We start from the raw sequence: 25992 nt of genomic DNA on the forward strand, positions 1-25992 counted from the left end.
TGGCGAGTAGTCGCCATAGCTTTCAAACAGTCAACAAACAGTGTTAGCGTGCGCCGCCAACTGGAAGCGCGTTGCCTGCTCGATGGCGACTGCGTAAAAACTACGTATGTCGCTTAACTGAGGGCTTCGCGCATTCGCCCCTGCGCCAACCTCGACGCAGACGCAGACGCAGACGCAGGTGAACCCGAGCTCTCGCCCGGGTTCACCTACCCTCACCTAGTTCGAGTCAGTCTCAGCTACCGTCGACCGTGAGGCCGGTAGTCATTGCCCTTCGACCGGTACCCGGCGAGGACAGTGATGCCACCGATCAGAGCGACTGCTCCAGCCATTGCAGCCCACATGGTCCCAGCCTCACCACCGGTCACCGCGAGGGTGGCTGGTGTAGTGGTGACCTGCGTCTTCGGTGTGGGATGGGTCACCTTGACCACCGGTGTCACCGGTACTGGCTTCGTGGGCGGATCGACGGGAGGCTCAACCGGCGGCTCCGTGTCACAGGCCGCGACCGTTGCATCTGCGCTGATCACAATGTCGGGGAGCTCCTGGTTTTGCAGCACGACCGTGTAGGTTCCTGCCGCGGTGAGCGGCACGTTCCTCGTCGCGGTCTTGCCGTCTGCCACGAACGTTGTCAGCACTGGTTCGTCGCCGGTGCGGGTTACGGTGAAGTTGTACTCGTTCGCGTTGATGAGCTTGGCGAGCGAGACTTCGAGGACCGATTCCGCATCTTCCGAGAAGCACACGGTGCCGATACCGATGGTCGGGTCTTCGTAATCATCCTCCTCAGGGTCGACGTCCTTGATCTCACAACCGGTGAAGGTGAAGGCGGTCGACATCGTCGCTACTTCGTCGCCCTCGGCAATGAGTTCGAGCGTGAAGTCACCCGTCGCGTTTCCAAGAATTGCGAGCGTTGCCGTTGCCTGGCCACCTACGACCGGTCCCACAATTGCTGGGATCGGCGTCCCGTTCGAGTCCCGCACGAGGGCGATGTAGTTCTCGCCTTCGGTGAGCCCGGTGAGCTGGAAGGCCCCGGACGATCCGCTTCGCACCGTGCCAACCACACACTGCAGTGTGACAGTGGTCGGGTCTGCCTCAGCCGGCGGCTCTTCGTCACAGAGCTCGATGGTGACGTCAAGCGAGCTCACGACTTCGTCGCCAAGCATGAGCGTCAGGTGGTACTCGCCGGAGTCACCCAGCGTGAAGGTTGTCGTGCCATCACCCAGGCCGGTCAGGCTCTTAGTGAAGCCGTTCGGGCCGGTGACCTCAATGCTCACACCAGCGCGGCTGTTGACCTTGCTGACAAGCACTGCGAGCACTTCTTGCGTGGACACCTCGGCATCGATGCACTCAGGCGTTGCCGACAGCACCATCGCTGGCGGATCGACTACTGGTGGAACCTCATTACAGTCGTTCTCGAAGATCGCTTGACCGTCAGCGTCCCAGTTCTGGCCGACGACGGTGATTTCTTCACCATCAACAGTGAAGGTGAAGTCATTGAAGATTGACTGTGGGTTGGCTGTCGCGTAGCCGCCTGCGAACTCCTCGCCAGTGACGGTGCGCTTTTCCCATCCGGCCTCGTCCGAGATGAAGTGACAGACCTGAGTTTCACCGACGTAGACGGGCGGCTCTTCTTCACAGGCTTCGAAGGTCAGCTCCATCGAGCTGACGGTCACGCCTGCGAGCTTCAAAATCAGGCCGTACTCACCTGGCGAACCAAGCGCGAACGAGGTGACTCCGTCACCGAGGTTGTTCAGCGTCTTCGTGAAGCCGTTGGGGCCGTTCACCTCAATGCTGACACCGGCACGTCCCTGTACCTTGCTCACCAGCACAGCAAGCATCTCCTGCGTGGTCACATCAGCGTCGATGCACTCAGGTGTTGCCGACAGCACCATCGCTGGCGGTTCTACCTCTGGGGGAAGCTCCTGGCAGCCATTCGCCAGAATCGCCTGGCCAGCAGCGTCCCAGTTGAGGCCCGGATAAGTCAACGTCTGGTGCCCCTGCTTCACCGTGAACGGGGGAATGATGTCTCGGTTGCCCTGATGGGAAGTGTGCCCCTGGGAAATAATGCTGTTTGCGTTCGAAGTCAGCGGCTTCGCCCACCCCTTTTCCTGGCCTCGCCAATGACAGAACGTGATGTTGGCATCGTTGCCACCACCGCCGGTCTTTGCCGTTGCGGGAACCTGGGTCTGCGTCTCAGCAGGCGCAGCGGTTCTGGCCGCACTCGACCGTGTTGCCGGGGCAGCAGTATCGGTGCCTGCGTCATCTGCGTTGTCCGTTGCCGGTGCAGCCGGCTCGTCAACTGGGGCAGGCGCCTCCTCGGCGGGCGCAGCAGGCTCCACAGGCGCTGCAGGTTCAGGCTCAGGTACCGGTTCCGGGGCTGGTTCTGCCGCGGGTGCCGGCTCAGGCTCAGCCTCCGCAGGCGCGTCAGTAGCGGGTGCCGCAGCCGGTGCAGCTTCTGGCGCTGCATTCCCTGCGTCAGCTCCCGCAGCCTGCCCCGCGACGGCCTGATCCGCCCCCTCATCAACCGCGTATGCGGCGAGCGCTCCTGGCCCAAATGCCAGCGCGCCAGCGCCGATCAAGGCGATGATGCTGCGTCGCAGCGTTCGCCAGGTGACCCTTCTTCGTGCGTCCCGTTCGTGTCGTCGAGCGCTCATGATCTTTCCCTCCACAGGACCGAGCACAAGGTCTCAGTCGTGTCGGGAGCCTGCGCATGATTTCGGTCATCCGTGGAAGGAGGTTACGTATCAGGCTGTCTCGAAAACATCGTGGCAAACCACGTATATTGCCTAGCTGTCGCGGCGCCACCGTTCTCTGGATGCCCACGCGCTCAGCTCGTCGCGGCTCGTGACTCCGAGTTTCTGGAACACACGCGCGAGGTGCGTCTCGACGGTTCGGAGGGCGATGTAGAGGCGATCCGCGATGAATCTGTTGGAGTAGCCCAGCGAAGCGAGCATCATAATCTCGCGCTCGCGTGCGGTGAGGTCAGACGTCGGAGGCGGCGGGAGGTGCACACCGAGGCTCGCAAGCCGCCGCTCCTCTGCTTCGTCAACGCGCACTGGCCCGTCATCCCGATGCGCGAAACAGCGCATGTGCGCGAGCATCGCATCACCCTTCGCTGTCCCCACGACATCAGCGAGCAAGCTGGCACGCGCAATCTCCTCGCTGGTCGCCATGCGTCGTTCGCACACCGCAACGTGCAAGGCCTGCAGCTCGGTGTCAGGGAGCTGCTGCTCGCGCGCCCACTCTGCGGCTTGGCTTGCTTGAACGGCAACGAGCGGATCTCGCACCCACTGACGAGCGCGGAGCAAGAGGATCCGTGAGATGCCGCCTACCGCACGGCCGAGCCCGTTCGATGTCTTTTCTGCGAGGGTGATCGAACGCTCGGCAAGGTTGTGATCGCCGAGCGCTGCCGCAGCGAACGCCCGCATCGCGTACACGACGGGGAGCACTCCGTACACGTCCCGCTCGTTGATCCCATCGATCAGGCGTTCTGCCTCGCCGAGGGCGACGTTCCACCGTCCCTCTTCGAGTGCGATGAGCGCCGCACAGCCACCGAGCAGCACGAGAAACTCTCCCGACCGCAGCGCGCGTTCTTCCATGTCTGCGAGTGCTTCGTGGGCAAGTTCAACGTCACTGTTCGCGACCAGGGCGAGCACCCACGCGAATGACACCAGCTGTGTCAGTTCAGTGTGGCTGGTGAGTCCGACGCCGTGCAGCACGCGGATCGCCGTCACCTCATCGACCGCGGCTGCTGCCTCACCGCGTTGGGTCAAGATGAGGGCGCGGATCGTGCTGCCGAGTGCGCCTGCCCCCTCTGAGTCTCCGTCATGCGCATCATCGGGTTGCTCGGTGGCGGCGAAGGCTTCCCGCAACCTGCCAGTGCACGCAAGCATGAGTGCCCGCATGCCTCGCACATACTTCGTCCCCTCGCCGGCCCCCGCTCGAGATCGGGACTCGACTTCCGAGAGCACTTCGAAGGCCCGAGTCGGCTCTGCGTCGTGCATGAGGTGCCACAGTGCGAGCTCCGTGCCGACATGAGTCGCGACGGTGAGGGACAGGCCGGAGGTTTCGTCGCCCTCTGCGAGCGCCGCTTCGGCGGCACCTACCGCAGAGGCGTAGGCGTCGAGGTCACCTGCAAGCCGAGCGACGCTGATCACCACGAACGCACACTCAATGCGCTGTTCTGCCGTTGACTGCGAGCACGCTATGACTTCCTGCGCGATCCGCATCTTCAGCATGAGTTCGCCACTGTACTTCGTCGATTGGAACGCAGACCACAGCCACGCGATCGGCACTTCCCGTTCCACCGCAAGCGCCAGCATCACCAACCGCAGCATGCGCGCTGGTGACTGCAACAGATCGTACTTTCCGTACTCCTGCTCCAGGGTGTCGAGCGTCTCGTCGAAGACCTCGTACCTGCGCTGGGGCAAGATCATTGCGCGGATCGAATCCGCGAGCATCGGATGGGCGATCTCAATAGCGTTTCCCGCTTGGTGGTGCGAACTCGATGCCACAAACCCGTATTCAATGAGCGCCTTGAGCGGCGCCGCCGGCATCCGCCGCAGCAGTGCCATCTCGGACAGGGGTTCGAGCAGGGAAATGTATTCGAGCAGCGCCCATTCGTCGGGATCGCACACCCCGGCGATGGACTCTCCCAGGCCACGCAACGGCGCCTGAGTATTCTCGTTCACCCATGCGCCGTCACGGGAGTAGTGGATGCGACCCTGGTACTCCGCCTCGATCGCAAGCATCGACAGCAGGTAGGCGTTGCCGCGCGACACCGCGTGCCAGCGGCGCAACGTCGACGGCACGATGTGTGGCACGGCGAGCAGCTGCGCCAGCATGCGGTCGGTTTCTTCCACCGTGAGCGGCGGCACAGGCAGCCGTACGAGATTGGTTCCGGCAGTCCACCGGTTCAGCGGGCCGGTCAACCGTGAGGCTGTCGCGATGAGCCGCACGTACGGGAGCCGCTGCAGCAGCATGAGCGTTGCAATATCGATCGGCAGCGCAAAGTCGATGTTCGGCGCAATGATCAGGAGGGGCTCGCCCTCGGCGACACCGCCCAGTTCCTGCAGTGCCGCAGCAATGCGGTCAGCCCGCACTGCGGGGTCGTCATCCCCGAGATCTACCTCGGGAAACGCGATACTGAACACTGACACGTAGCCTGCGCGAGCGGGTGGCGGGAGCTCGACCACTCGCCACGGGTGTTCGGCCAGCGTGGCAAACATCTCTGCAACGTCTTGGGCAAGGCGGAGCCGGCCGCTCCCCTGCGACCCCAGCAGAAGCACGCTCGCATTGGGCCGCGCAATCTCATCGTGCAGTCGCTGCACACGGTCGGGCGCGATGACCGCCGCGGAAATCATTGGCGGGAAGCGGCTCTCTGCCGCACCGCCAGCTTGGAAGTGCTGTTCACGCATTTTGTCCCCCCTACGAAACGCGCTTGGTGGTTCACAAGGGTTACACAGAGCGCTCAAAACACACAGATGTAGTCCAACGCCTGTAGATACAACACGTGTAAACCGCAGAAACTGCGAAGAAGTTGCGTGAAATCCACAGAAAACAACAGGGCGGACAAGCCGCTGCATCACACGCAACGCCTTGTCCGCCCTGGTTCGTGGCAGCTCAGCTGCCCACAATTCGGCTCACCCGATTACTTCTGCTTCCGCCCCTTCAGCGCCTTCGTTGCCATCTGAATAATGACAATGACGAGCAGCGCGGAGAACGCGATGTTCGACCACATCGGAGTGATGTACGTGGCAACGATCGAGCCAAGCGGTGAGCAGACACTTGCCGCAATACCGAGCGGCACCGCAGCGCGCAGGTCAACATTCTTGCGACGGAAGTTGCCAATCGTGCCCGAGATCGAACCGGGGATCAGCATGATGAGCGAGGTGCCCTTTGCGACGAGGTCGTTCGCGCCGAAGAAGAACATCAGCACGGGCACAACGATCACGCCGCCACCAACACCGAGCAGACCCGACAGAATGCCGGTCACGAAGCCCACCACGATGAGCGCTGCGCCGCTGATGAGCGTGATGGTGACCTCAGAGTCACGCGACGGAACAATGAACCACAGACTCACCACAACGAGCACGAGGAAGCCCATGAAGATCCAGCGCAGCACACCGGTCGGGATCCGCTGCAGCAGGTAACTGCCGAGCTGCGCGCCACCGATGATACCGATCGCAAGCAGCAGCGCCGCGATCCAGTCCACGTGCCCCTGCACCGCATAGGTAATGCCACCAACGATTGCCGCCGGCAGGATCGTAGCAACCGACGTACCCGCCGCGAGCTTCTGCTGGTACCCGAGCACGAGCACGAGCAACGGCACGAGCACGATACCGCCACCGATACCGAACAGACCCGAGAGCATGCCGGTCAGTGCACCGAGGAGGAGCAGGATAAATACGGGCTGACGCTTATGAGCGACGTCAAAGTTAGTCATTGATTTCGATCTTCTTCTCTATCGGTTAGGCAGGAACGACGATTGCGGATCCATCAGAGCGCGGATCGCTCGCGGCCGTATAGCCGGTTGCGATGCCTGCACTGCGATCAACGCGGATCACGTTCGAGTGCCCAAGGTCCTCGTCGTATGGTCGCACCACGTTGAGCGCGAAGCCAGCGGCTTCGATCGCCTCACGGGCAACCAGCGGGACGTCTTCTTCAATGGTGACGCGTACGGGCGCATCGCCAATAACCTCATCCACCATCCAACGCGGTGCATGGGTTGCCGTGCTGGGATCCGCGCCCTCGATCATGCGCTGCAGCAGCTGGGTATGAATCTGCGGCTGTGCCGCGCCACCCATGGTTGCGGGAACGTAGGCGATCTCTTCGCCATCAAGCACGAGCACCGGCATAAGCGTGTGGCGCGGGCGCTTGCCCGGCTCGAACGCGTTAGGCGATGCAGGGTCGAGGGAGAACGAGGTGCCGCGGTTCTGGAAAATGATGCCGGTGTCGGGCTCAAGAATGTATGAGCCGAAGTCCCAGAACACGGAGTTGATGAACGAGACTGCCCAGCCGTCGGCGCTGATCGCCGAGAAGCCGACCGTATCGCCGCTTGCCTTTGCCTCGCCGCGGAGCGGACCCGCGGGGGCTTCAGCAGCAACGAGCTCGGCGCCGGTTGCGCCACCGAAGGTCGGGTCCGAGAGCGAGGCGGTGCGCACGAGATTGGCCTCGTAGAACGCACGCGACAGCTCACCTGCACCTGCGCCAAGGGGATCCGCGATGCCAGCGGTGATCTCGTTCAGCGCACGCAGGAGCATGAAGCCCGAGGTGTTCGGCGGGCCAGTGAGCACGCGGAGGCCATTGAACTCGGTCTCAATCGGCTCGCCCCAGAAGGGACGGTAGCCCGCGGCATCCTCGGCGGTAATCTTCGAGCCGCGCGCAGCAAGGCCTGCGATCCAGCGCTGCGCGAGTTCACCCTCGTAAAACTCGTCCGCACCGTTCGCGGCGAGCTGCGTGAGCGATGCCGCGAGTGCGGGCTGCGTGAGCGTTTCACCCTCGGCGAGCGGGTCGCCGTTCGGGTAGAAGATGGCGCGCGCGCCGGGATCCTGATCAAGTGTCCCCTGCGCATCGCTCAGCGCGCGTGCGACCGAGCGCGAGTTAGGGAAGCCCTGCTCAGCGTGGCGGATCGCGGGAGCGAGATGATCCGCCCACTCGCGGGTCGCGCCGAGCTCGTGCAGTGCCTGCCAGCCACGAATGCCACCTGGCACCGTGATGGTATCGACGCCACGCAGCGGGAGTGCCTCGCCGTGCTTCTCGCGCAGTGCCTCGAGCGTCTGGCCGCTCGGCGCGGTGCCGGTCGCGTTAAGGAATCGGACCTGACCGTCTGGGCTGCGCACGATCGCAACCAGGTCACCACCGAGGGCAACGTTGTTCGGGTAGACCACGCAGAGCGTAGCCGCCGCGGCAATTGCCGCATCGATTGCGTTGCCGCCCGCCTCGAGTACGGCAGCGCCGGCCTCGGTTGCGAGGTGGTGTGACGCTGAGATGGCTCCCTTAGGCATCGTCATGGTCCGTGATTCCTATCTATTCGTCGCGCCCGGCAAGGGCGATCTGGTGCGCAATATCGAGTACGTGGTCGCGTGCCGCCTGTTCAGCAGCATCGCCGTTTCCGGCCTCGATTGCCTCAAAGATGAGGCGGTGCGCACGGCTTGAAGCGCTGCGTCGGTCGCTCGTTTGGTACCGCTTGGCACGGCTCGGAGCGATCTGCTGCGCAAGCTGCTCATTGATGAGGGCAAGCAGCGGGTTATGCGTGTACTGCGCAATGGTCTGGTGGAACGCCCGGTCGAGCTCTGCGTAGCGCTCGTTCGAGGTTTCCTTCTCCATCGCCTCCACGAGTTCGCGCAGCTGCGCGATATCGCGCGGCTTGGCGCGACCGGCGGTCAGGCGCGCGATCGGCGGCTCCAGAATTGCACGCAATTCCATAATGTCGCGGATCTCAGGATCAGCTGCGGCTACGGCAGCGCCGATGCTCTCTGCCATGGGTGACTGCTCGCCAGGACTCAGCACGATTGTGCCGCGACCAGGCTTTCGGTCGATCAGCCCGCGGTTCTCGAGCTCGCGAAGTGCTTCGCGAATCGAGACTCGCGAGACTCCCAGATGCTCTGCGAGTTCGCGTTCGGGTGGCAGCCGATCTCCCGGGGCGAGTTCGCCGTCGAGGATGAGCCGTTCGAGATCAACCGAAAGGCGATCTGGCAGTGAGAGCGTCGTTGCTCGCGAAATGCTTGTCCAGTCCATCGCCCCTCCTTCTGTTCGTGTGTGGAATGTGCCGCGAAACCGCTGCACCGTAACTCTGGCAGATGCGGCATTGACTTACGTAAGAGTGAGCGGGTATCTTCACATATTAATTGATTAGTTGGTCAGACCAACTGTCAATGATCCTAGGTTCGTAGCTCGTGCTCCGCAAGCTACAACACAACTGAATCGGAGAAATCAAAGTGGCTTTCCCCTCAATCCTTAAGCGTGGCGCTGCAATCGGCGCCCTCACCATCGCGTCGGCGCTCACCCTCACCCTCACGGCGTGTGGCGGAGCACCGGCGGCGGAAGAGTCGACCAGCGACGCAGTCGTCCAACCGCCCGCGATCATCACCGCCGGCAACCTGACGGTCTGCACCGGTGATTCACCTCCCAACATCTTCTACGACGAGAACAACGAGCTGCAGGGCGTCGAGATCGACATCGCGAACGGCCTCGCTGCTGAACTTGGTGTGAAGACGAAGCTTGAGGAGTACAACTTCTCGGGTCTCATCCCCGCGCTCCAGGCAAAGCAGTGTGACGTCATTATGGGCTCGCTGTACATCAAGCCTGAGCGCGAGGAAATCGCAAACTTCGTACCATACCTCTTCTCGGGCACCGGTGCTGGCGTCACCAAGGAGAACCCCAAGAAGGTCACCGGCTTTGATCAGTCGCTCTGTGGCATTCGCGTCATCGGCATCAGCGGTGCAACCGGCGGCGACTCAGCAACCAAGCTCTCGGAAGAGTGCGTCGACAACGGCAAGCCCGCAATCGACCTCACGCTCGTCGACGATGCAGCAGCTGCTGTGCAGCAGGTGCTTGCCAACCAGGTAGACGCGTTCGTTGACACCTCGGAGATCATGAGCTTCTACGAGACCCAGTCAGAGGGCGACTTCGTCATGATCGGCGACCCCTTCGGCAAGATCCGCATCGGTGCAGCAACGCTCAAGAGCAACACCGAACTCAATGACGCGCTCGACACCGCATTCACCGCAATGGTTGACAGCGGAAAGTACAAGGAAATCCTCACCACCTGGGGCGTCGCGGCCAACGACATCACACTCGGCGAATAAGTAATTCGGTGCGGGTGGGGCCCAGCCTCACCCGCACCACCTTCAACGAAGAAGACGGAACACCATGAAATTTGACTGGGCATACTTCTGGCAGAGCCTGTTCTCGCCAAGCGAGAGCTTCCTCAATGGCCTCGCACTCACCATCCTCATCTCGGTCGTCGCGATGGCGCTCGCGCTCATCCTTGGCCTCCTCATCGCCCTCATGGGCCGCAGCCGCTTTGTGGTGCTGCGACTCATCTCGAGCCTGTATGTCTGGATCATTCGCGGCACCCCACTCCTCGTGCAGCTGGTGATCCTCTACACCGGCCTCGCTGCAGCAAACATCTTTAGATTTGAAGATGTCTCAGTCGGATTCCTCATCAAGGGCGCCGTCCAGGCCGCGATCATTGGCCTCATGCTCAATGAGAGCGCCTACATCTCGGAGATCGTCCGCGGCGGCCTCGAGTCGATCGAGAAGGGCCAGACCGAGGCAGCACTGTCGCTCGGCATGACTCCGATGGGCGCCATGCGGTGGATCATTGTGCCGCAGGCGATCCGCGTCATGGTTCCGCCGCTCGGCAACTCTTTCAACGGCCTCATGAAGAGCACGTCAGTGCTCTCGATCATCGGCGTTGCCGAGATGTTCCAGGTTGGTGGCACGATGGCTTCCTCGACCTTCAAGGCGTTCGAGATCTACATCGTCGTCGCGCTGTACTACTTGCTCCTCACGACAATTTGGACGTTCATCCAGACGTGGATTGAGAACAGCCTCAACGCACGTGCCGGCCTCCCGAAGGCACCCTCGGTCTGGAAGCGCTTGTTCGACTTCCGCGTGAAACGTGACAGCACCGCACCCAAGTCTCCCCTCTCTGTCCAGGAAGGAGCAGCAGCATGACGCTCTCCGAATACACCACCCCCGTCTCGGTCTCTGATGGGCCGATCGTGCGCACCGTTGGCGTGAATAAGTGGTTTGGCGAACGCCAGATTCTCACTGACGTTTCGGTGGAAATTGCACGCGGCGAAGTCGTCGTTCTCGTCGGCCCCTCTGGTGCAGGCAAGACCACCTTCCTCCGCACGCTCAACCGCCTCGAGCCGATCGAGGGTGGCCACATCTACGTCGATGGCGAGCTCATCGGTGAGCGGGTCGCCAACTCAGGCAAGACCGTCGAGATCTCGGCGAAGGCCCTCGCTCGCCAGCGCTCGGATATCGGCTTCGTCTTCCAGCACTTCAACCTCTTCCCGCACATGACCGTGCTGGAGAACATCTGGCACTCCCCCGTGCGCGTGAAGGGCGAGAACAAGGCGCAGGCGATTGCGTACGCCAAGGAGCTCCTCGACCGCGTTGGTCTCGCAGACAAGGCCGATGTGCGCCCCCGTTCGCTCTCGGGCGGCCAGCAGCAGCGCGTGGCCATCGCGCGTGCGCTCGCGATGCGCCCCTCGCTCATGCTCTTCGATGAGCCGACTTCAGCGCTCGATCCCGAGATGGTTGGCGAGGTGCTGCAGGTCATGAAGGATCTCGCAGCTGCCGGCATGACCATGATCATCGTGAGCCACGAGATGGGCTTCACACGCGAGGTCGCAGACCGCGTGATCGTCATGGATGCGGGTCGCATCATCGAGCAGGGCGAGCCCGATCTCGTCTTCACCAACCCGAAGCACGAGCGCACGAAGCAGTTCCTCTCGAAGGTGCTGTAACCAGCTCTCACGGTGCGGGCGCGGGGTCATTTCGACCTCGCGCCCGCACTTTTTTACGTGTGGGGCGGATCCGCTCGCGCGTCTTTGCGACTCAAATTGACCTCCGCCAGCCAACCCTGTAAGTTCACTTATTGATTAAGCAGTTGGTCAGACCAACTAATCAACTTGCTTGCACCGGTCGCAACTTCCATTGCGATCGGCCAGACAGCGGATCGCAACCAACCGATCCGCCAAGTTCATCTCGGAGTATCAATGACGAACCCCCAGTCCGGCGGCGCGAAGACCGCGCCCCACACGAAGGCACCCGACACCGCCACCGTTGGCGTCACCCGTGCCCTCAACGTCGTCTCCCGCGACGCCAAGCCGAGCGGCCTGCTCACGCTCTCGGGCGTGGAAATGTGGGAGCGCTTCAGCTTCTACGGCCTGCAGGTGCTGCTCGCGTACTACCTCTACTACTCGCTCAGCGATGGCGGCCTCGGCCTCCCCCAGCCCGTCGCACTCGGCATCGCAGGTTCGTACGGCGGCCTCGTCTACATCTCGCAGATCATCGGCGCCTGGGTTGCCGACCGCGTGCTCGCTCCGAAGTACGTCGTGCTCGTTGGCGGCACCGCGATCCTTGCGGGCCACATCATGCTCGCGGTCGTTCCCGGCCTCATCGGCCTCATCATCGGCCTCGCCCTCATCGTCATCGGCACCGGTGGCCTGAAGGTGAACACCACCATGATGGTCGGCGCGCTCTACCCCGACGGCGGCGCACGCCGCGACGCGGGCTACGCGATCTACTACATGGGCATCACCATCGGCGCGTTCGCCGGCCCGCTCATCACCGGCGCACTGCACCAGTCGTGGGGCTTCCACCTGGCGTTCGGCGCTGCGGCAGTCGGTATGGCATTCGGCCTCGGCCAGTACATCTTCGGCATGCGCCGCCTCCCAGCGAGCACCGCGGTCGTGCCGAACCCGCTCCCCGCAGCACAGCGCGCAAAGTGGATCATCATCACCGTCGTTGCCATCGGCCTCATCGCGATTGCGGTCATGACCGGTCTGATCCGCCCCGACAACATCAGCAGTGTCGTTGCACTCATCGTGCTCGTGGCAGCGATTGGTCTCTTCTCGATGCTCCTCACGAACAAGCAGGTCACCCGCAGCGAGCGCGGCGCAATCGTGAAGTACGTGCCGGTATTCCTCATGAGCCTCGTATTCTGGACCTTGCTCTTCCAGCTCTTCACCGCATTCGCGGTTTTCGCCGACACGAAGATCAACCTCACCATTGGCTCATACACGATGCCCCCGAGCCTCATTGTGACGCTCGAGAGTCTCGCAGTTGCGGCGGTCACCGCGCTCCTCGCATTCATGTGGACCCGCGCACGCTCGACCCGCATGGAGCCCATCACCAAGCTCGTTGTCGGCATCATTGCAATGGCAGCTGGCGCTGCAGCAATCGTGCCCTTCAGCTTCGGCGCCGGTCAGTCGATGCCGCTCGTCATGGCGCTCCTCGTGATGGTCTTCTTCGCATTCGGCGAAGCACTTTTCGCGCCCTCGGCACTGTCATTCACCGCAGAGTTGGCACCCAAGGCAGCAAGCTCACAGATGACCGCGCTCTACTTCCTCACGATGGCTGGCGGATCGACCCTCTCGGGTTGGATCTCGCAGGCGTACCGCGAGGGCGCTGAGGCGCAGTACTTCGGCACCGTTGCGATCATCTCGATCATCGCTGTTGTGGCGCTCGCGGTCGCGTACCGTGCGATCAGCAAGTCGGTCGCGAAGCGCTAACGGATTCACCGGTTCACTGACCGGGTGCACCGTCCTAGTGCGCTGCCCTGGCACGTGAACACCCGCACCGCTGCTCCCCGAGCGTTGGATGTGCTGCTTGCATTCCAACGCTCGGGGAGCGGTTTGCATTAGATTGCCTTAGGCTTTTGCTCGGCACTCATTAGACTTAGGTTTCTCGCGGAGAGTTCTTTGCCTCTCCCACGACAATTTGTCGCATCACTCAGGCATGCTTCACGACGCTGGCGTCGCGAGACAGAACGGAAGAACACCAATGACGGGTCATCCACAGCGCTCAGCACGCGATACCGAAGTCTCGCCACAGCGCACGATGCGCAGGCGCCCAGGTCTTCTCGCGATTGCGCTGGGTCTCATGCTCTCGCTCGCTGGTGTTGCAGCGCCTGCAGGCGTTCCCGGCGCGGCAGCCGCTCCCCCAGAACTCGAGCTCATCACCTCAACGAGCACGCTCAACATGACCGCTGCCAGCCAGTCAATCACCTACGTCGCGACCGTGAAAAATGCCACCGACGCAAAGGTCACGGACGTGGATGTGAATTTCCATGATTCCAGCACCTTTGGCGCGTTTTCGTACTACCCGCCCGCACTCACTGCACTCGAGCCGGGCGAGTCAACATCGTTCATTGCGACGTATCGCGTCACCCAGCCGGCAATCGACGCGCTCAGCGTCGAGCTCTCTGCTTCCGCTACTGCGAAGTCCACACAGAGCGGCACAAGCCAAATCATCTCCGCGAGATCAACTCCCGTGACGCTCACGACCGTGGCCGACGCCAAGTTCGACTACACCGTTGCCTTTGACCGTACGTATACCGAGGCGACCATGCCGTTCCCGGGAGACAAGGCAAATCACGTGTTCACGGTCACGAACACCGGCAACCTCACAATCACCGGTTTGGACTACCAGTTCAGCACCGGAAGGTGCACGTTCCCAGATGCGGTCGGTCCGTTCGCGACCGAGAACCTCCCCATCCCTCCAGGAGCAACAAAGACCTTCAACCTCGCCCACACCATCACCCAGGATCAGATTGATTACACCCCGAACGACTGCGTTTTGACGCTTCGGGCAAACACCAGCGCAGGAGCTATCCCTACGCCGAGTGGCAAGCAAAGCGCGCTGCCAGCGCTCAAATTCCGGGCTGCAACCGTCACCCTCACAACAGATCCGATCGCTCCAGATATGTTCCGAGTCGGCGCCGAGATTACCTTCAGGTTCACTGTCACGCATACTGGCAACACAACTTATCAGCGTCTCGACCTCACCGAAGGCCCCGATGCTTTCTCAGGAGACGGAGCTTTCACAGGGCCCGCCATCAAGCAGTTCGATGACCTTCTCCCCGGGGGTTCCGGCTCAACCACGGCACACTACACACTCACTCCAGAAGACATTAAGCGCGGCTACCTCACGTACGCTCCAAGCGCGGCGATCGGCGCCCAGAAGATCGCGATCGAGCCGATCACCTTGCCGAGTACGCCCACACCGAAGCTCACGGTAGGTGTATCGGCGGATCGTTCCAAGCTCACCCAAGCTGGCGAAACTGTCAAACTGGCGTTCACCGTCACCAACGAAGGCAACGTCACCATCCCTGACGCGCAGCTCGCCGACCTCACGTCGACCGGCACCGGCACATTCAACATCATTTCTGGTTCCCCCGCGCTTCTCGCTCCTGGCACGTCACAGACATTCAACGTTGAATACACCGCATCTCAGGCCGACATTGACTCACAAGCTGTGTCATTCTCGGCGACCTCCACTGGCACGCCTCCGAGTAACTGGACGCTGCCCGCGGGGAACGTGAGCTCCGTTACGCTCGCGTCTGTCCAGACGCCGAGCCTTGACACGCAGCTCACCGCTGATATCGACGTAGTAACCCAAGCCGGGCAGCGGGTTGTGTACACTGCCACCGTTGAGAACACGGGAAATGTCACGCTCACGGATGTGTTCCCCGAGACCCAGGCGTTCTCAGGCGCGGGCACGCTCCCCGCGTTCGTCGGCCAGCCGGTCACGCTCGCGCCGGGTGAATCAGCATCGTGGGAATCCACCTATGCGGCCACAGCTGCAGACTTGGCACTCTCGTCCATTGCCCACACCGCTGCGGTGATCGGACTCGATCCGAATGGGGCTCAGGTGGCGGGTGATCCGCTGACACTGTCGCTCGACGTGCGCGCAATCCCCGAGACCACGCCTGGGGATGGCGACGATCCTGACGGGAAGGACCCAGACCCCGAGACACCTGCCACTGGCGACGGCGGCCCGAACACCGCCGGTACTGCTGACGGCACGAAGGCTGGCGGATCCGCCCTCGCCAACACCGGCAGCAACGCACCGAACAGCCTCGGCTTCCTCGGCGCATTCGTCCTCGCAGCTGGCGCGCTCCTCCTGGTCCGCGCGAAGGCCCGCAAGGCACGCTCCGCACGATAAGCACCGCGGAGACACAAGAAGGGGAGCAACTCAGTGAGCTGCTCCCCTTCTGCGTTACCGGGCGGGCGTCGAATCGCGACGCCGCGCCGGAAGTATTACTGCGGGTCGAGACCGAGGTCGTCGAGGCCGATTGCGTAACGGTACTCGTAGCCTGCCTCTTCGATGCGTGCCTTTGCGGGCGCCTGACGGTCAACCACTACGGCAACGCCGGCGACGATAGCGCCAACCTTCTCGAGTGCCTCGATGGCCTTGAGGGGCGATCCGCCGGTCGTCGAAGTGTCTTCAACAACGATGACGCGCTTGCCATCAAGATCGGGACCCTCAACCTGGCGGCCGCGGCCGTGGTCCTTGGGCTCCTTGCGGACGACGAACGAGTCGTACACTTTGCCGCGTGCAACACCCTGGTGCATGATCGCCGAAGCGATGGGGTCAGCGCCCATGGTGAGGCCGCCAACTGCGACAACGCCATCGACGTCGTCGATGAGGTCGAGCATGACCTGGCCAATGAGCGGAGCCGCGCGGTGATCAAGGCTCAGCTTGCGGAGGTCGATGTAGTACGTCGCCTTCTTGCCGCTGGTGAGCGTGAAGTCACCGTGGAATACGGCCTCGGTCGTAATAAGTTCAATGAGCTGATCGCGTGCGGTGGTCATACCCTCAATTCTACGTTGCGTTTTGCCGAAGAACATCGGGGCACAAAAAGACCGATGGCCAGGTCACTGAAGACCTGGCCATCGGTTACGCGCGAGGCGCCGGGAACGGGGCGCGGATCGCGACTACTTCGTGGGCGCTTCTGACTCGATTGCGCTGTCTGCGTCAGCATCTGCTGCCGCCTCAGCGTCGACATCGTTGTTGTCGAACGCGAGGCCCTTGCGGGGCGCGTTGTAGAGGTCCATGTCGATGATGCCCTCGCGCTTTGCGACGACAGCCGGGACGAGCGCCTGACCTGCGACGTTGAGCGCGGTGCGGCCCATGTCGATGATCGGGTCAACTGCGAGCAGCAGGCCGACACCCTCGAGGGGCAGTCCGAGCGTCGACAGCGTCAGCGTGAGCATGACGGTCGCGCCGGTGGTGCCTGCGGTTGCAGCCGAGCCGACAACCGAGACGAGCACGATGAGGAGGTACTGCACGATGGTGAGCTCAATACCGAAGAACTGAGCGATGAAGATCGCTGCGACGGCGGGGTAGACCGCTGCGCAACCGTCCATCTTGGTGGTCGCACCGAGGGGCACGGCGAACGATGCGTAACCGCGGGGTACACCGAGGTTACGCTCGGTCACGCGCTGGGTCAGGGGCAGGGTGCCGATCGACGAGCGGCTGACGAAGCCGAGCTGCACTGCGGGCCAGACGCCCGAGAAGTACTGCTTGATCGAGAGGCCGTTGGCCTTGACGATTGCCGGGTAGACCACGAACATCACGATGAGGAGACCCAAGTACAGGACCGCAACGAACGAGGTGAGCGAGCCCATCTTGTCCCAGCCGTACTGTGCAACCGCGTTACCGATGAGGCCGAGGGTACCGATCGGAGCGATACGAATGATCCACCAGAGCACCTTCTGGATGATCGCGAGCGCCGACTCAGTGAAGCGGATGAAGGGCTCAGCCTGTGCGCCAATCTTGAGTGCAGCAATACCCACAGCAACCGAGATCACGATGATCTGGAGCACGTTGAAGCCAGGGCTTGCGGTGACCGCGCCTGCTTCAGCGTCGAACGACGCGTTGACCGAGAGGCCAAGGAAGTTCGAGGGAACGAGGCCGATCAGGAAGTTCCACCAGGTACCGACCGCGTAGGGGTCACCGGTCTCGAGATCCTGCGATGCCGAAGCACCGGGCTTCAGGATGACGCTGAGCACGATACCGACGGTCACCGAGATGAGTGCGGTGATCGCGAACCAGAGCAGGGTCTGACCGGCGAGACGTGCCGCGTTCTTCACCTTGCGGAGGCCGACGATACTCGACACGATTGCGGTGAAGATGAGCGGGACAACCGCTGCCTTCAGCAGCGAAACGTAGCTGCTGCCGATCACCGAAAGGGTTGCCTGGAGGCCGTTGGGATTGCCCTCAACGTCGGGGCCGAGCGAGCGGGCCAGGCCGCCGAGCGCGAGACCCACGACGAGTGCCGCCAGAATCTGCCAACCGAAGGAAGTGACCCACTTGGGCAGCTTCCGCTTCTTCACTGCTGCTGTCTCTGCAGACATGTTTTCCTCTCAGTTCCGGCTCTGCGCACACGTGAAAAACCCGGGCAAGACCCGCGTTTGAACGTGACCGCGCCACGGCCGGAGTGACCGTACGCTGTGTGTTCCCGACGGGCTCCCCCGGAGCCGATCGCGCTGCCCGCGTGCAGTGCGCGCACTGGTGTGACGCAAACTGCCGGACTAACAAGAAAGACAATAGCACCTATTCGCTTAGCTTATTTCTTGCATTACAAATAGTTGCACGGCTGCGGGGGCGGCGCGCACTTCCTTTACCCCGCATAGGCTTTGCGCCCATTGGGGAGCGCGCTCTCCCTGCGCTCCCCCCTGCGCCCACGCGCAGAAATCGAGCTTCGGTCAGACGGTTTCGGCGTTTTCCGCCCTACCAAAGCAACTTTTTCTGACCAGGCAGGAGGCCGGGAGCACTCACCCAGCCAGCCCCGGTGCGGCACCTCCTTGTTGGCAAGGTTGGGTGCAGGCCCAACCGCGGCAGCCGCTTTGCGAGGTTCCGCCACCAGCAAGGGCACACCTTGGCGCTGCCGCGGGCGAGCCTCGGCTCGTCCTTGCCGAGGGCTTGTTGCCTGGCGCAGAGATCCGCCCACAGGCCAAGAATCCCGCCTCCCGTCGGTATGCAAAAGTGCCTTCGGTATGCCGAAATCACATGAATCTCGCATACCGAAGGCACTTTTACATACGGACGGCAAAACTACCGGCCGGATTCCAGCCCGCCGGAGAACCGGAACCTTAGCCGCGCACCTCATCCTGGTACGGAATGGTCGGCATGGTCTCGGTCGCAGCACCATCAATGTTGAGCGCGAGCGGCCCACCGTGCTGTTTGCGACGCACGACGTACACGATGATGCCCACCGCAAGCCACGCACCACCGAGCACGTAGGTGAAGGGCGCGAGCGAGGTCCAGAGCCAGACAATCGACGCGAAGCCGATGAGCGGCATGACGAGGTTGCGCAGCAAACCCCAGCCGCGGCGCAGCTTCAGGTCAACGAACAGCACCTTGATGGTGGTGAGGTTCACGAGCGCGAACGCTACAAGTGCGCCGAAGTTGATCATGTAGACGGCCTGATCGAGCGTAATGAAGAGCGCGACGAGCGCGACCGCGGACACCACGAGCGCTGCAACGTACGGGGTGCGGAAGCGCGGGTGCAGCTTCGCAAAGAACGAGGGCAGGATCTTGTCGCGACCCATCGCGAACAGCACGCGACTCACGCTCATCTGCGCGGCAGCGCCACACGTGACGAGGCCAGCGATGTTGATGATGACGAACGCGGCCATGAACCAGTCGCCGCCAGCCTGCTGCATGAGCTCGGTGCCGGCTGCGTCGAGGTTTTCGATCTGGGTCCAGTCGGGCATGATGAGGCTGCCGGCGATCGCGAACGCGAGGTAGCCGAGGCCTGCAACGAGGGTTGCGAGCACGATGCCGCGGGGCACGGTGCGGCGGGGATTCTTGGTCTCTTCCGACAGGGTCGCGACACCGTCGAAGCCAAGGAAGACGAAGGACAGCAGCGCGGCGGCTGACAGGATCGGCACAATGCCAGCATCGCCGATCGACAGCGGTCCGGTGATTGCTTCAACGCTCACCTCGGGCGCGTTCACAATCGCCAGCACGAGGAATCCGAGCACGAGCAAGATCGACGCCGTGATCACCACTGAGTTCAGGCGGCGGATCCACGAAACGCCAACCACACTCAGCACCGCAACGATGACGATGCAGATGAGCGTTCCCATCCAGGTCGGCACGCCACCGAAGAGACTGTTGAAGTAGAGACCGAACAGCAGGAAGTTCACCATTGGCAGGAACAGGTAGTCGAGCATCATGACCCAGCCGGTCAGGAAGCCGGTGACTGAGCCGAAGCCGCGCGTCACGTAGGCGTAGGCGCCACCGGTGATCGGCACATGCGAGGCCATGCGGCCGTAGCTGTGCGCAGTGAAGAGCATGATGATGATTGCCGCAACGTACGCCGCGGGGAGGTGGCCGTCACTGATGGCTGACGCGGGGCCGTACACCGAGACGACCGAGAGCACGCCCATCGAGGTGAGGCCGTACAGCACGAGCGCCGGGAGGCCCAGCTCTCGCTTCATGGTGCGTGGACGCTGTGCTTCTTCGTTCGTTGAAGTTGCGGGGGTGGTCATACTCAGACTCCTTTGTGCGCTGTGACTGCCCGGGCGGATTGTTCATCGGCCCCGTTGGATTGTATGCCAAATGCCCCCATCAAACGCAAATCGTCACGCGAAGATCACAAATGATCACCATTTTGGAATACCAAGTGGAGTCAAAACCAGCTTTCGGGCATGATTAACTGTCGGCTCTACGAACACTCGTGAGCCCCTCAGAACGGACTGGTGCAAATTGGCGAATGACCGCGTGCTCGATAGCGATACGGCCGAGCAGAGCACCCAGACCGTGCAGAGCCGCGGCGAGGTTGTCTACGAGTGGGTGCGTGAGCGGATCATTGACGGCCGGCTTCCCACCGGCAGCCGAATCCGTGAGCGTGATCTCGCTGAGGAGATCCAGGTGTCGCGCATTCCGATCCGCGAAGCGTTCCCGCGCCTCGAAGCGGAGGGGTACATTCGCACGATCCCGCGCCGCGGCGCGGTCGTCGCGCCGATGGGGCTCCCCGAGGTCAACGAGGTCTTCGACGTGCGCGCATCACTTGAGGTGCTGGCGGCAAAGCTTGCGGCGCAGCGGTGTGCCGATGGCGCTGACGGTGCGGTCGTGATCGACGCACTCGCGCGCGCTGAACGGGCGGTAGAAAGCGGGGCCGTGAAGGACATCGCGTTTGCCACCGCCCAGTTCCACAGCTCCATTGTTGAGCTTGCGGGCAGCGCCCTGCTGTCTGACCTCATGGTGCCGGTGCAGGGCCGTGTGGCCCGCCTGTTCAATCTCGCGAACGATCGCGATGCGCTTGATCTGCACCGCGAGCACTACGACCTCGCAGATGCGATTCTCAAGGGACAGGTCACGCGCGCCTGTGCGCTCGCGCTTGCGCACGTCGAGCACAGCCGCGCGGACACTGTCCCGCTGTTTGAGCTGGCGGATCCGCGCCCCTAATTCCCCCGCGGGAACAGCGGCGGGAACAGCTCGCCAAGGTTTGCCTTGTCACCGAGGGCGTCGCGCTGGACATACCCGGCGCGGAGCTTCTCGAAGATCCGCTGCCCCTCGGCGCGCAAGGCGCCAAGGTCGACACCGGGCAGGGTGCCGTCGCGCATGACGACCCGGCCACCGACCATGCTGAAGTTCGCGTCGCGCCCCGTGCCAGACAGGGTGAGGGTGCGGAGCGGATCGTCGATCGCGCCCATCCGGAAGTCGGCGAGCGAGAACGCGACAAGGTCGGCGGTGCGACCGACGCCGATGCGACCGAGGTCCGGGCGCCCCAGCGCGCGTGCGCCACCGAGGGTCGCCGCCTCAACGTACTCGGCGAGCAAGCCCATGCCGAGGTCATTGTGCTGCGCCTTCGAGAGTTGCACGCCGGTATCAATGGCGCGGATCAGATCAGGCGGGAACGAGTCAGACCCGAGGGCGATCGTCACGCCAGCTTCGAGGTACTGCGAGAGCTTCTCGAGCCAGAAGGCATACCGCGCGTTAGTGACCGGGCAGTGCACGATACTCACGCCGGCTGCGGCGAGCGCGGCAAGGTCGCCGCGATCCTCGCCGTGCACATCGGGGTGCACGTCGAGGTAGACGCCGTGCGCGAGGATGAGCCGCTCGTTGAGCAGCCCCACGCGCTCCAGCAGACCGAGCGGGGTCGCGTCGCGCTCCGCCCGCAGAATGTCGATCTCGGAGCTGAGTCCCTGCGTCGCGTGCACGCGCACGAGCACGTCCCGCTCGGCAGAGAGCTTGGCGGTCGCTGCGAGCACTTCGTCGGTGACGGTCTCCACCCGGCACGGTACGAGCACGCCGGTAATGAGCGGATCGGCCAGCTCGTCGACGGAGTCGAGGAAGCGGGCAGCATCCGCGAAGGCGGCGCGACCCTTCTGCTCGTCCCAGTGGATGACGTGTGTGCCGTCAGCTCGCGTGACGTGCACGCCCGAGCGGTACGAGGGGCCGAGGAAGACGCGGATCCCGAGCTCGCTCGCGGTATGGGCCGTGTCGAGCATGTCATCGTGCGTCTCTGCCCAGGCACCGTGCACCTCGGTCGAGATCGGCATCGCCGAGGTGATGCCGTGCAGCAGCAGCTGCACGAGACCGTACCGGCGCAGAGTGCTGCGCTCGGTATCGGTGAGGACCGCCTGTGGGTTGCGCGCGAACTCCTCCGACCAGTCGAGGCGCATCTCGTGCTCCGGGGACCACCACGAGTCGAGGAGCAGGTGATCAATATCCACCAGCCCCTCAAGGTCGATGAGCCCCGGCATGAGCACGCTCTCGCCAAGGTCAATGACCTCGGCCGCGTTGGCCGCGAGCGCATCGCCCGCGGCGCCAGCAGCGACGCCAGCGATGCGGTCACCGTCAACGAGGACGACCGCATCGCGCAGCTCAACAAACGGACTCTCGTCAGGCGAGACGCCGACGGCCCCCACGACCGTCGGCCCCTCCGCTTCGACGATCACGTACGCGGCACGAATCGCTTTCATGACGCCAGCTGCTCTCGTCGAGTCGGCTTCCAACCAGGTCCCGGCACCGCCGCGCGGAGTGCGCGCGTGTAGGGGTGCGTCGGGTTCGCAAGGAGTTCAGCGGTGTTGCCCTGGTCGACGACCTTGCCGTTCTCCATCACGAGCATGCGCTCCGAGATCTGGTTGACGACCGCGAGGTCGTGCGAGATGAAGAGGTAGCTCACCTCACGCTGCTGCCGAATGTCGGCGAGCAGGTTGAGGATCTGCGCCTGGATCGAGACATCGAGCGCGGCCACGGCCTCATCGAGCACGATCACCTTAGGTTCGGCAGCAAGCGCGCGAGCAATTGCGACGCGCTGGCGCTGACCGCCGGAGAGCTCGCGCGGGTAGCGGTCGAAGAACCGCTCGGGCAGTCCGACCGCGTCAAGAATCTCCTGTGCCTGCGCCCGCGCACTGCGTGAGGTGTCGCGCGAGTGCAGCTTCACATTCGACGCGATGACATCGCCGATGTGCTGCCGACCGTTGAGCGACGAGTACGGGTCTTGGAACACGTACTGAATCTCGCGGGCCCGCTCACGGCGGGATGCGAGGCTGCGGGGTGCAGCTGTCACGTCCTTGCCGCCGAGCAGCACCTGGCCGCTCGTCACGGTCTCGAGGCCAACGATCATGCGTGCGACGGTGGTTTTGCCTGACCCCGATTCACCCACGATCGCGAGGCACTCGTTCGGCATGAGCTCGAACGAGACCCCGTCGACGGCGACGACGCCCTCGCGGTTCTTGCTGCCGCGTGCGGCCGGGAACACCTTGCGCAGGTCGGCGACCTGCACCAATGGTGCCGCGGCGCTCACCGTTTCCGATGCATGAGCGCTCATGAGGCAGCCCTCTCCTTCAGTTCCTGGTGTAGCTCGGCGTTGTACTCAAGCACAGGCAAGCGATCACGTCGCTCGTCAATGCTCGGGCGGGCGCCCAGCAGCTCAATCGTGTACGGGTGCGTCGGCGCCGAGTACACGTGCGAACCCTGCTCGACGATCTCGCCCGCGTACATGACCGCGAGACGGTCACAGCACGCGTTCGCGAGTTCGAGGTCATGGGTAATGAAGAGGAGCGACAGATCGCGTGCGCGACGCTGCTCGTCCAAGATCGCCATGACGTCTGACTGTGCGGTGACGTCGAGCGCGGTCGTCGGCTCATCGGCGAGGATCAGCCGTGGTTCGGCGAGCAAGACGCTCGCGATCATCACGCGCTGCAGCAGGCCACCAGAGAGCTCGTGCGGGAACTGCCGCAGTCGCTGTTCTGGGTGACGCACGCCCACCTCGTCAAGTAGCTGCACGGCACGACGCTCGGCCTCCACGCGGGAAACCCCGCGGTCGCGCACGAGCGCCTCCGTGAGGAAGTCACCCACTGAGTGCACCGGGTTCACATGGGCGCGCGGATCCTGGAAAATCATTCCCACGTCTGCTGCCCGATACCGACGGAGCCGTTCGCGACCCATGTCGAGCACGTTCTCGCCGTCGAAAATCACCTCGCCGCGCGTGGTGAAGCCTGGCGCCAGCATGCGCATGATTGCGCGAGTGGTCAATGACTTGCCTGAGCCCGACTCCCCCACGAGGCCGAGGGCCTCGCCACGGTTGAGCGTGAAGCTCACGCCGTTGAGCAGGTGCAGCTGACGATCTCTGGTGTTGAGATTCGCGTGCAGCGAGTTCACTTCGAGCAGTACATCGCTCATCGTATTCTCCTGTTGTTCGAGGCGAGGCGGTCACCGAGCACGGTGATGCTCCACACGATGAGGACGATCGTGAGACCGGCGCTAATGGCTTCCAATCCCTGGCCGCGCAGGAGCGAGTCGAAGCCGCTCTTCACCATGAGGCCGAGATCTGCCGTCGGCGGCTGAACGCCAAGACCAAGGAACGACACCGCAGCGAGGTCAATGACCGCGAAACCGAGCGATGACACCGCCTGCGCCACAATGATCGGCTGTACATTCGGCAGAATCTGCTTCAGGCTGATGCCGATGCCCGACTGGCCCTGCAGCCACGCGGCCTGCACGTACGGCATACCGCGCTCACGCAGCGCCGCACCGCGCACCACGCGCGCAACGTAGGGAATGTAACCGATCGAGAGACCGACCACGACCGTCGGGAGGTTCGGGCCGAAGATCGCGACCGCGATGAGCGCGAACACGATGCCGGGCACCGAGAACAGCACGTCGAGGATCCACGAGATGACCGTGTCAACGCGGCCACGGTTCCACGCCGCAATGAGCGCAAGCGTCGTGCCCACCACGGTCGCGATGAGGATCACGAACGTGGGGCCGATGAGCGTGATCCGCGCACCGTACATGAGGCGCGAGAGCAGGTCACGACCCAGCGCATCAGCGCCGAGCAAGTGGGCGCTGCTTGGACCGGAGAGCGCGGCGAGGAGATCTGGATAGTCCGGATCATACGGCGCGACCCACGGCGCGAGGAGCGCAAGCAACGCAATGATCGTGAGGACCGCGGCCGCGGCCACCCCCGTCACGCCGAGCAGACGGTACGCGCGTGTGACCGGTCCGGGGCCATCATTGGCCACGCGCCGAAGCGCGATCTGAGTAGTACTGAGGGTCGTCACTGCTTGCTTCCCAACTGAATGCGCGGATCGATGATCGTGTACAGGAAATCAACGATCGCGTTGATAACAACAAACGCCAGCACGAGCACGAGAATCACTGCCTGCACGACCGCGAAGTCACGCTGCAGGATGGCACGCACCAGGAGCGAGCCGAGACCGTCGAGCGCAAACACGTTCTCCACAACGACCGCACCAGCGATGAGGGTCGCAACCGTCAGGCCGAGCACCGTCGTAATAGGAATGAGGGCGTTGCGCAGAATGTGGCGGCGAACGATAAGCCCCGGGCGGAGGCCGCGAGCAACGGCGGTCTGCACGTGCTCGCGTCCCTCCTCCTCGAGTACCGACGCACGCGTGATGCGTGTTTGGTAGGCGGCGCTCGCAACCGCGAGCGCGATGGCGGGCAGGGTGAGATGGACGAGGGTGTCCATGCCGCCCGATCCGCTTCCATTCGTGGGGAACCAGCCAAGACCCACCGCGAAGACACTGATCAGTGCGACACCGATCACGAACGCGGGAGTTGCGAGGCCGAGCGTGGCGACGGTCGTCACCAGCTGGTCCACCCAGCCGCCCTTGAGCGCGCCCAGCAGGCCGAGGCCCACACCGATCACCGCGATGATCAGGGTTGCGAGCGCGATCAGCGCGACCGTCGTACCGATGCGGCTGCCCATGAGGTCGAGCACCGGCTGGCGGTACACGACCGAGTCGCCCAGGTTGCCCTGGAACAGGTCGCCGATCCACGCGAAGTAGCGCACGAGGAAGGGATCATCGAAGTGATACTGCTCGGTGAGACGAGCGACCTGTTCCGGGGTTCCGCCGCGCGGGCCGAGAACGAAACTCAGGGGGCTGCCTGGCGCCAGGTACATCATGCCGAACACCGCGAACGATGTGACAAACAGCACCAGGAGCAGACTGCCAGCCCGCTTGAGCAGGAATACGGGGAGGGACACGG

Annotated in this window: 19 protein-coding genes; 6 read left to right on the forward strand and 13 right to left on the reverse strand. The window is 63.3% G+C overall.

The features are described from left to right. Nucleotides 1-236 precede the first annotated feature (236 nt). From ICM05_RS05485 to ICM05_RS05505, 5 genes are all read right to left on the reverse strand, one after another. Nucleotides 237-2648 carry a hypothetical protein gene (locus ICM05_RS05485; RefSeq protein ID WP_188023585.1) on the reverse strand — a complete coding sequence of 804 codons (2412 nt, stop codon included), beginning with the start codon at nt 2646-2648 and terminating at the stop codon, nt 237-239. 132 nt (nt 2649-2780) lie between these two features. Then, on the reverse strand, nt 2781-5411 hold the full coding sequence (locus ICM05_RS05490) for a LuxR C-terminal-related transcriptional regulator (RefSeq protein ID WP_188023586.1): 2631 nt from the start codon (nt 5409-5411) through the stop codon (nt 2781-2783). Nucleotides 5412-5644: 233 nt separating this feature from the next. Next, a complete protein-coding gene (locus ICM05_RS05495; protein ID WP_188023587.1) occupies nt 5645-6439 on the reverse strand; it encodes a sulfite exporter TauE/SafE family protein in 795 nt (264 codons plus the stop codon). A 25-nt stretch (nt 6440-6464) separates the two neighbouring features. Then, nucleotides 6465-8006, reverse strand: coding sequence for a gamma-glutamyltransferase family protein (locus ICM05_RS05500; RefSeq protein ID WP_188023588.1), 1542 nt, complete (start codon nt 8004-8006; stop codon nt 6465-6467). Nucleotides 8007-8022: 16 nt separating this feature from the next. After that, nucleotides 8023-8733, reverse strand: a complete 711-nt coding sequence (locus tag ICM05_RS05505) for a FadR/GntR family transcriptional regulator (RefSeq protein WP_188023589.1) — start codon at nt 8731-8733, stop codon at nt 8023-8025. A gap of 200 nt (nt 8734-8933) precedes the next feature. Here ICM05_RS05505 and ICM05_RS05510 point away from each other — a divergent pair, with 200 nt between their 5' ends. The 5 genes from ICM05_RS05510 (at nt 8934) to ICM05_RS05530 (ending at nt 15681) form a co-directional block, all read left to right on the forward strand. Then, on the forward strand, nt 8934-9803 hold the full coding sequence (locus ICM05_RS05510) for an ABC transporter substrate-binding protein (protein ID WP_188023590.1): 870 nt from the start codon (nt 8934-8936) through the stop codon (nt 9801-9803). A gap of 64 nt (nt 9804-9867) precedes the next feature. Further along, the gene (locus ICM05_RS05515) at nt 9868-10677 is read left to right on the forward strand and encodes an amino acid ABC transporter permease (protein ID WP_188023591.1); all 810 of its coding nucleotides are present in this window, start codon (nt 9868-9870) and stop codon (nt 10675-10677) included. Further along, complete coding sequence (locus ICM05_RS05520) at nt 10674-11477, forward strand: amino acid ABC transporter ATP-binding protein (RefSeq protein WP_223160351.1); 804 nt, start codon at nt 10674-10676, stop codon at nt 11475-11477. Before ICM05_RS05515 ends, ICM05_RS05520 begins: the two co-directional genes overlap by 4 nt. Before the next feature lie 252 nt (nt 11478-11729). Beyond that, nucleotides 11730-13247: a peptide MFS transporter gene (locus tag ICM05_RS05525; protein ID WP_188023592.1), complete on the forward strand. Its 1518-nt coding sequence runs from the start codon at nt 11730-11732 to the stop codon at nt 13245-13247. A gap of 271 nt (nt 13248-13518) precedes the next feature. After that, a complete protein-coding gene (locus ICM05_RS05530) occupies nt 13519-15681 on the forward strand; it encodes an LPXTG cell wall anchor domain-containing protein (RefSeq protein ID WP_188023593.1) in 2163 nt (720 codons plus the stop codon). Between the two features lie 95 nt (nt 15682-15776). Here the strand turns inward: ICM05_RS05530 and pyrE are convergent, their stop codons facing one another. The 3 genes from pyrE to ICM05_RS05545 form a co-directional block, all read right to left on the reverse strand. After that, nucleotides 15777-16331, reverse strand: coding sequence for an orotate phosphoribosyltransferase (gene pyrE / locus ICM05_RS05535; RefSeq protein ID WP_188023594.1), 555 nt, complete (start codon nt 16329-16331; stop codon nt 15777-15779). A gap of 123 nt (nt 16332-16454) precedes the next feature. Further along, the gene (locus tag ICM05_RS05540) at nt 16455-17876 is read right to left on the reverse strand and encodes a dicarboxylate/amino acid:cation symporter (protein WP_188023595.1); all 1422 of its coding nucleotides are present in this window, start codon (nt 17874-17876) and stop codon (nt 16455-16457) included. Nucleotides 17877-18614: 738 nt separating this feature from the next. After that, nucleotides 18615-20018 (reverse strand): APC family permease, encoded by a 1404-nt coding sequence (locus ICM05_RS05545; RefSeq protein WP_188023596.1) that lies wholly within the window; start codon nt 20016-20018, stop codon nt 18615-18617. A gap of 217 nt (nt 20019-20235) precedes the next feature. On the opposite strand from ICM05_RS05545, the gene ICM05_RS05550 reads away from it, so the two are divergent. After that, nucleotides 20236-20937, forward strand: a complete 702-nt coding sequence (locus ICM05_RS05550; RefSeq protein ID WP_188023597.1) for a GntR family transcriptional regulator — start codon at nt 20236-20238, stop codon at nt 20935-20937. On the opposite strand, the gene ICM05_RS05555 is transcribed toward ICM05_RS05550, so the two are convergent. Genes ICM05_RS05555 through ICM05_RS05575 form a run of 5 tightly spaced genes read right to left on the reverse strand, consistent with a single transcriptional unit; the run spans nt 20934 to nt 25990 of the window. Beyond that, a complete protein-coding gene (locus ICM05_RS05555) occupies nt 20934-22457 on the reverse strand; it encodes a chlorohydrolase family protein (protein WP_188023598.1) in 1524 nt (507 codons plus the stop codon). The two genes, ICM05_RS05550 and ICM05_RS05555, sit on opposite strands and share 4 nt — an antisense overlap. Beyond that, the gene (locus ICM05_RS05560) at nt 22454-23308 is read right to left on the reverse strand and encodes an ATP-binding cassette domain-containing protein (protein ID WP_188023599.1); all 855 of its coding nucleotides are present in this window, start codon (nt 23306-23308) and stop codon (nt 22454-22456) included. The genes ICM05_RS05555 and ICM05_RS05560 overlap by 4 nt, the downstream gene beginning before the upstream one ends. After that, complete coding sequence (locus ICM05_RS05565) at nt 23305-24162, reverse strand: ABC transporter ATP-binding protein (protein ID WP_223160352.1); 858 nt, start codon at nt 24160-24162, stop codon at nt 23305-23307. Before ICM05_RS05565 ends, ICM05_RS05560 begins: the two co-directional genes overlap by 4 nt. Continuing rightward, the gene (locus ICM05_RS05570; protein WP_215401749.1) at nt 24159-25043 is read right to left on the reverse strand and encodes an ABC transporter permease; all 885 of its coding nucleotides are present in this window, start codon (nt 25041-25043) and stop codon (nt 24159-24161) included. The genes ICM05_RS05565 and ICM05_RS05570 overlap by 4 nt, the downstream gene beginning before the upstream one ends. Then, nucleotides 25040-25990 carry an ABC transporter permease gene (locus ICM05_RS05575; RefSeq protein ID WP_353055826.1) on the reverse strand — a complete coding sequence of 317 codons (951 nt, stop codon included), beginning with the start codon at nt 25988-25990 and terminating at the stop codon, nt 25040-25042. Before ICM05_RS05575 ends, ICM05_RS05570 begins: the two co-directional genes overlap by 4 nt. Between the last annotated feature and the right edge of the window lie 2 nt (nt 25991-25992).

Origin of the sequence: Leucobacter sp. cx-42, from assembly GCF_014529985.1 — a bacterium.
Lineage (GTDB): Bacteria > Actinomycetota > Actinomycetes > Actinomycetales > Microbacteriaceae > Leucobacter.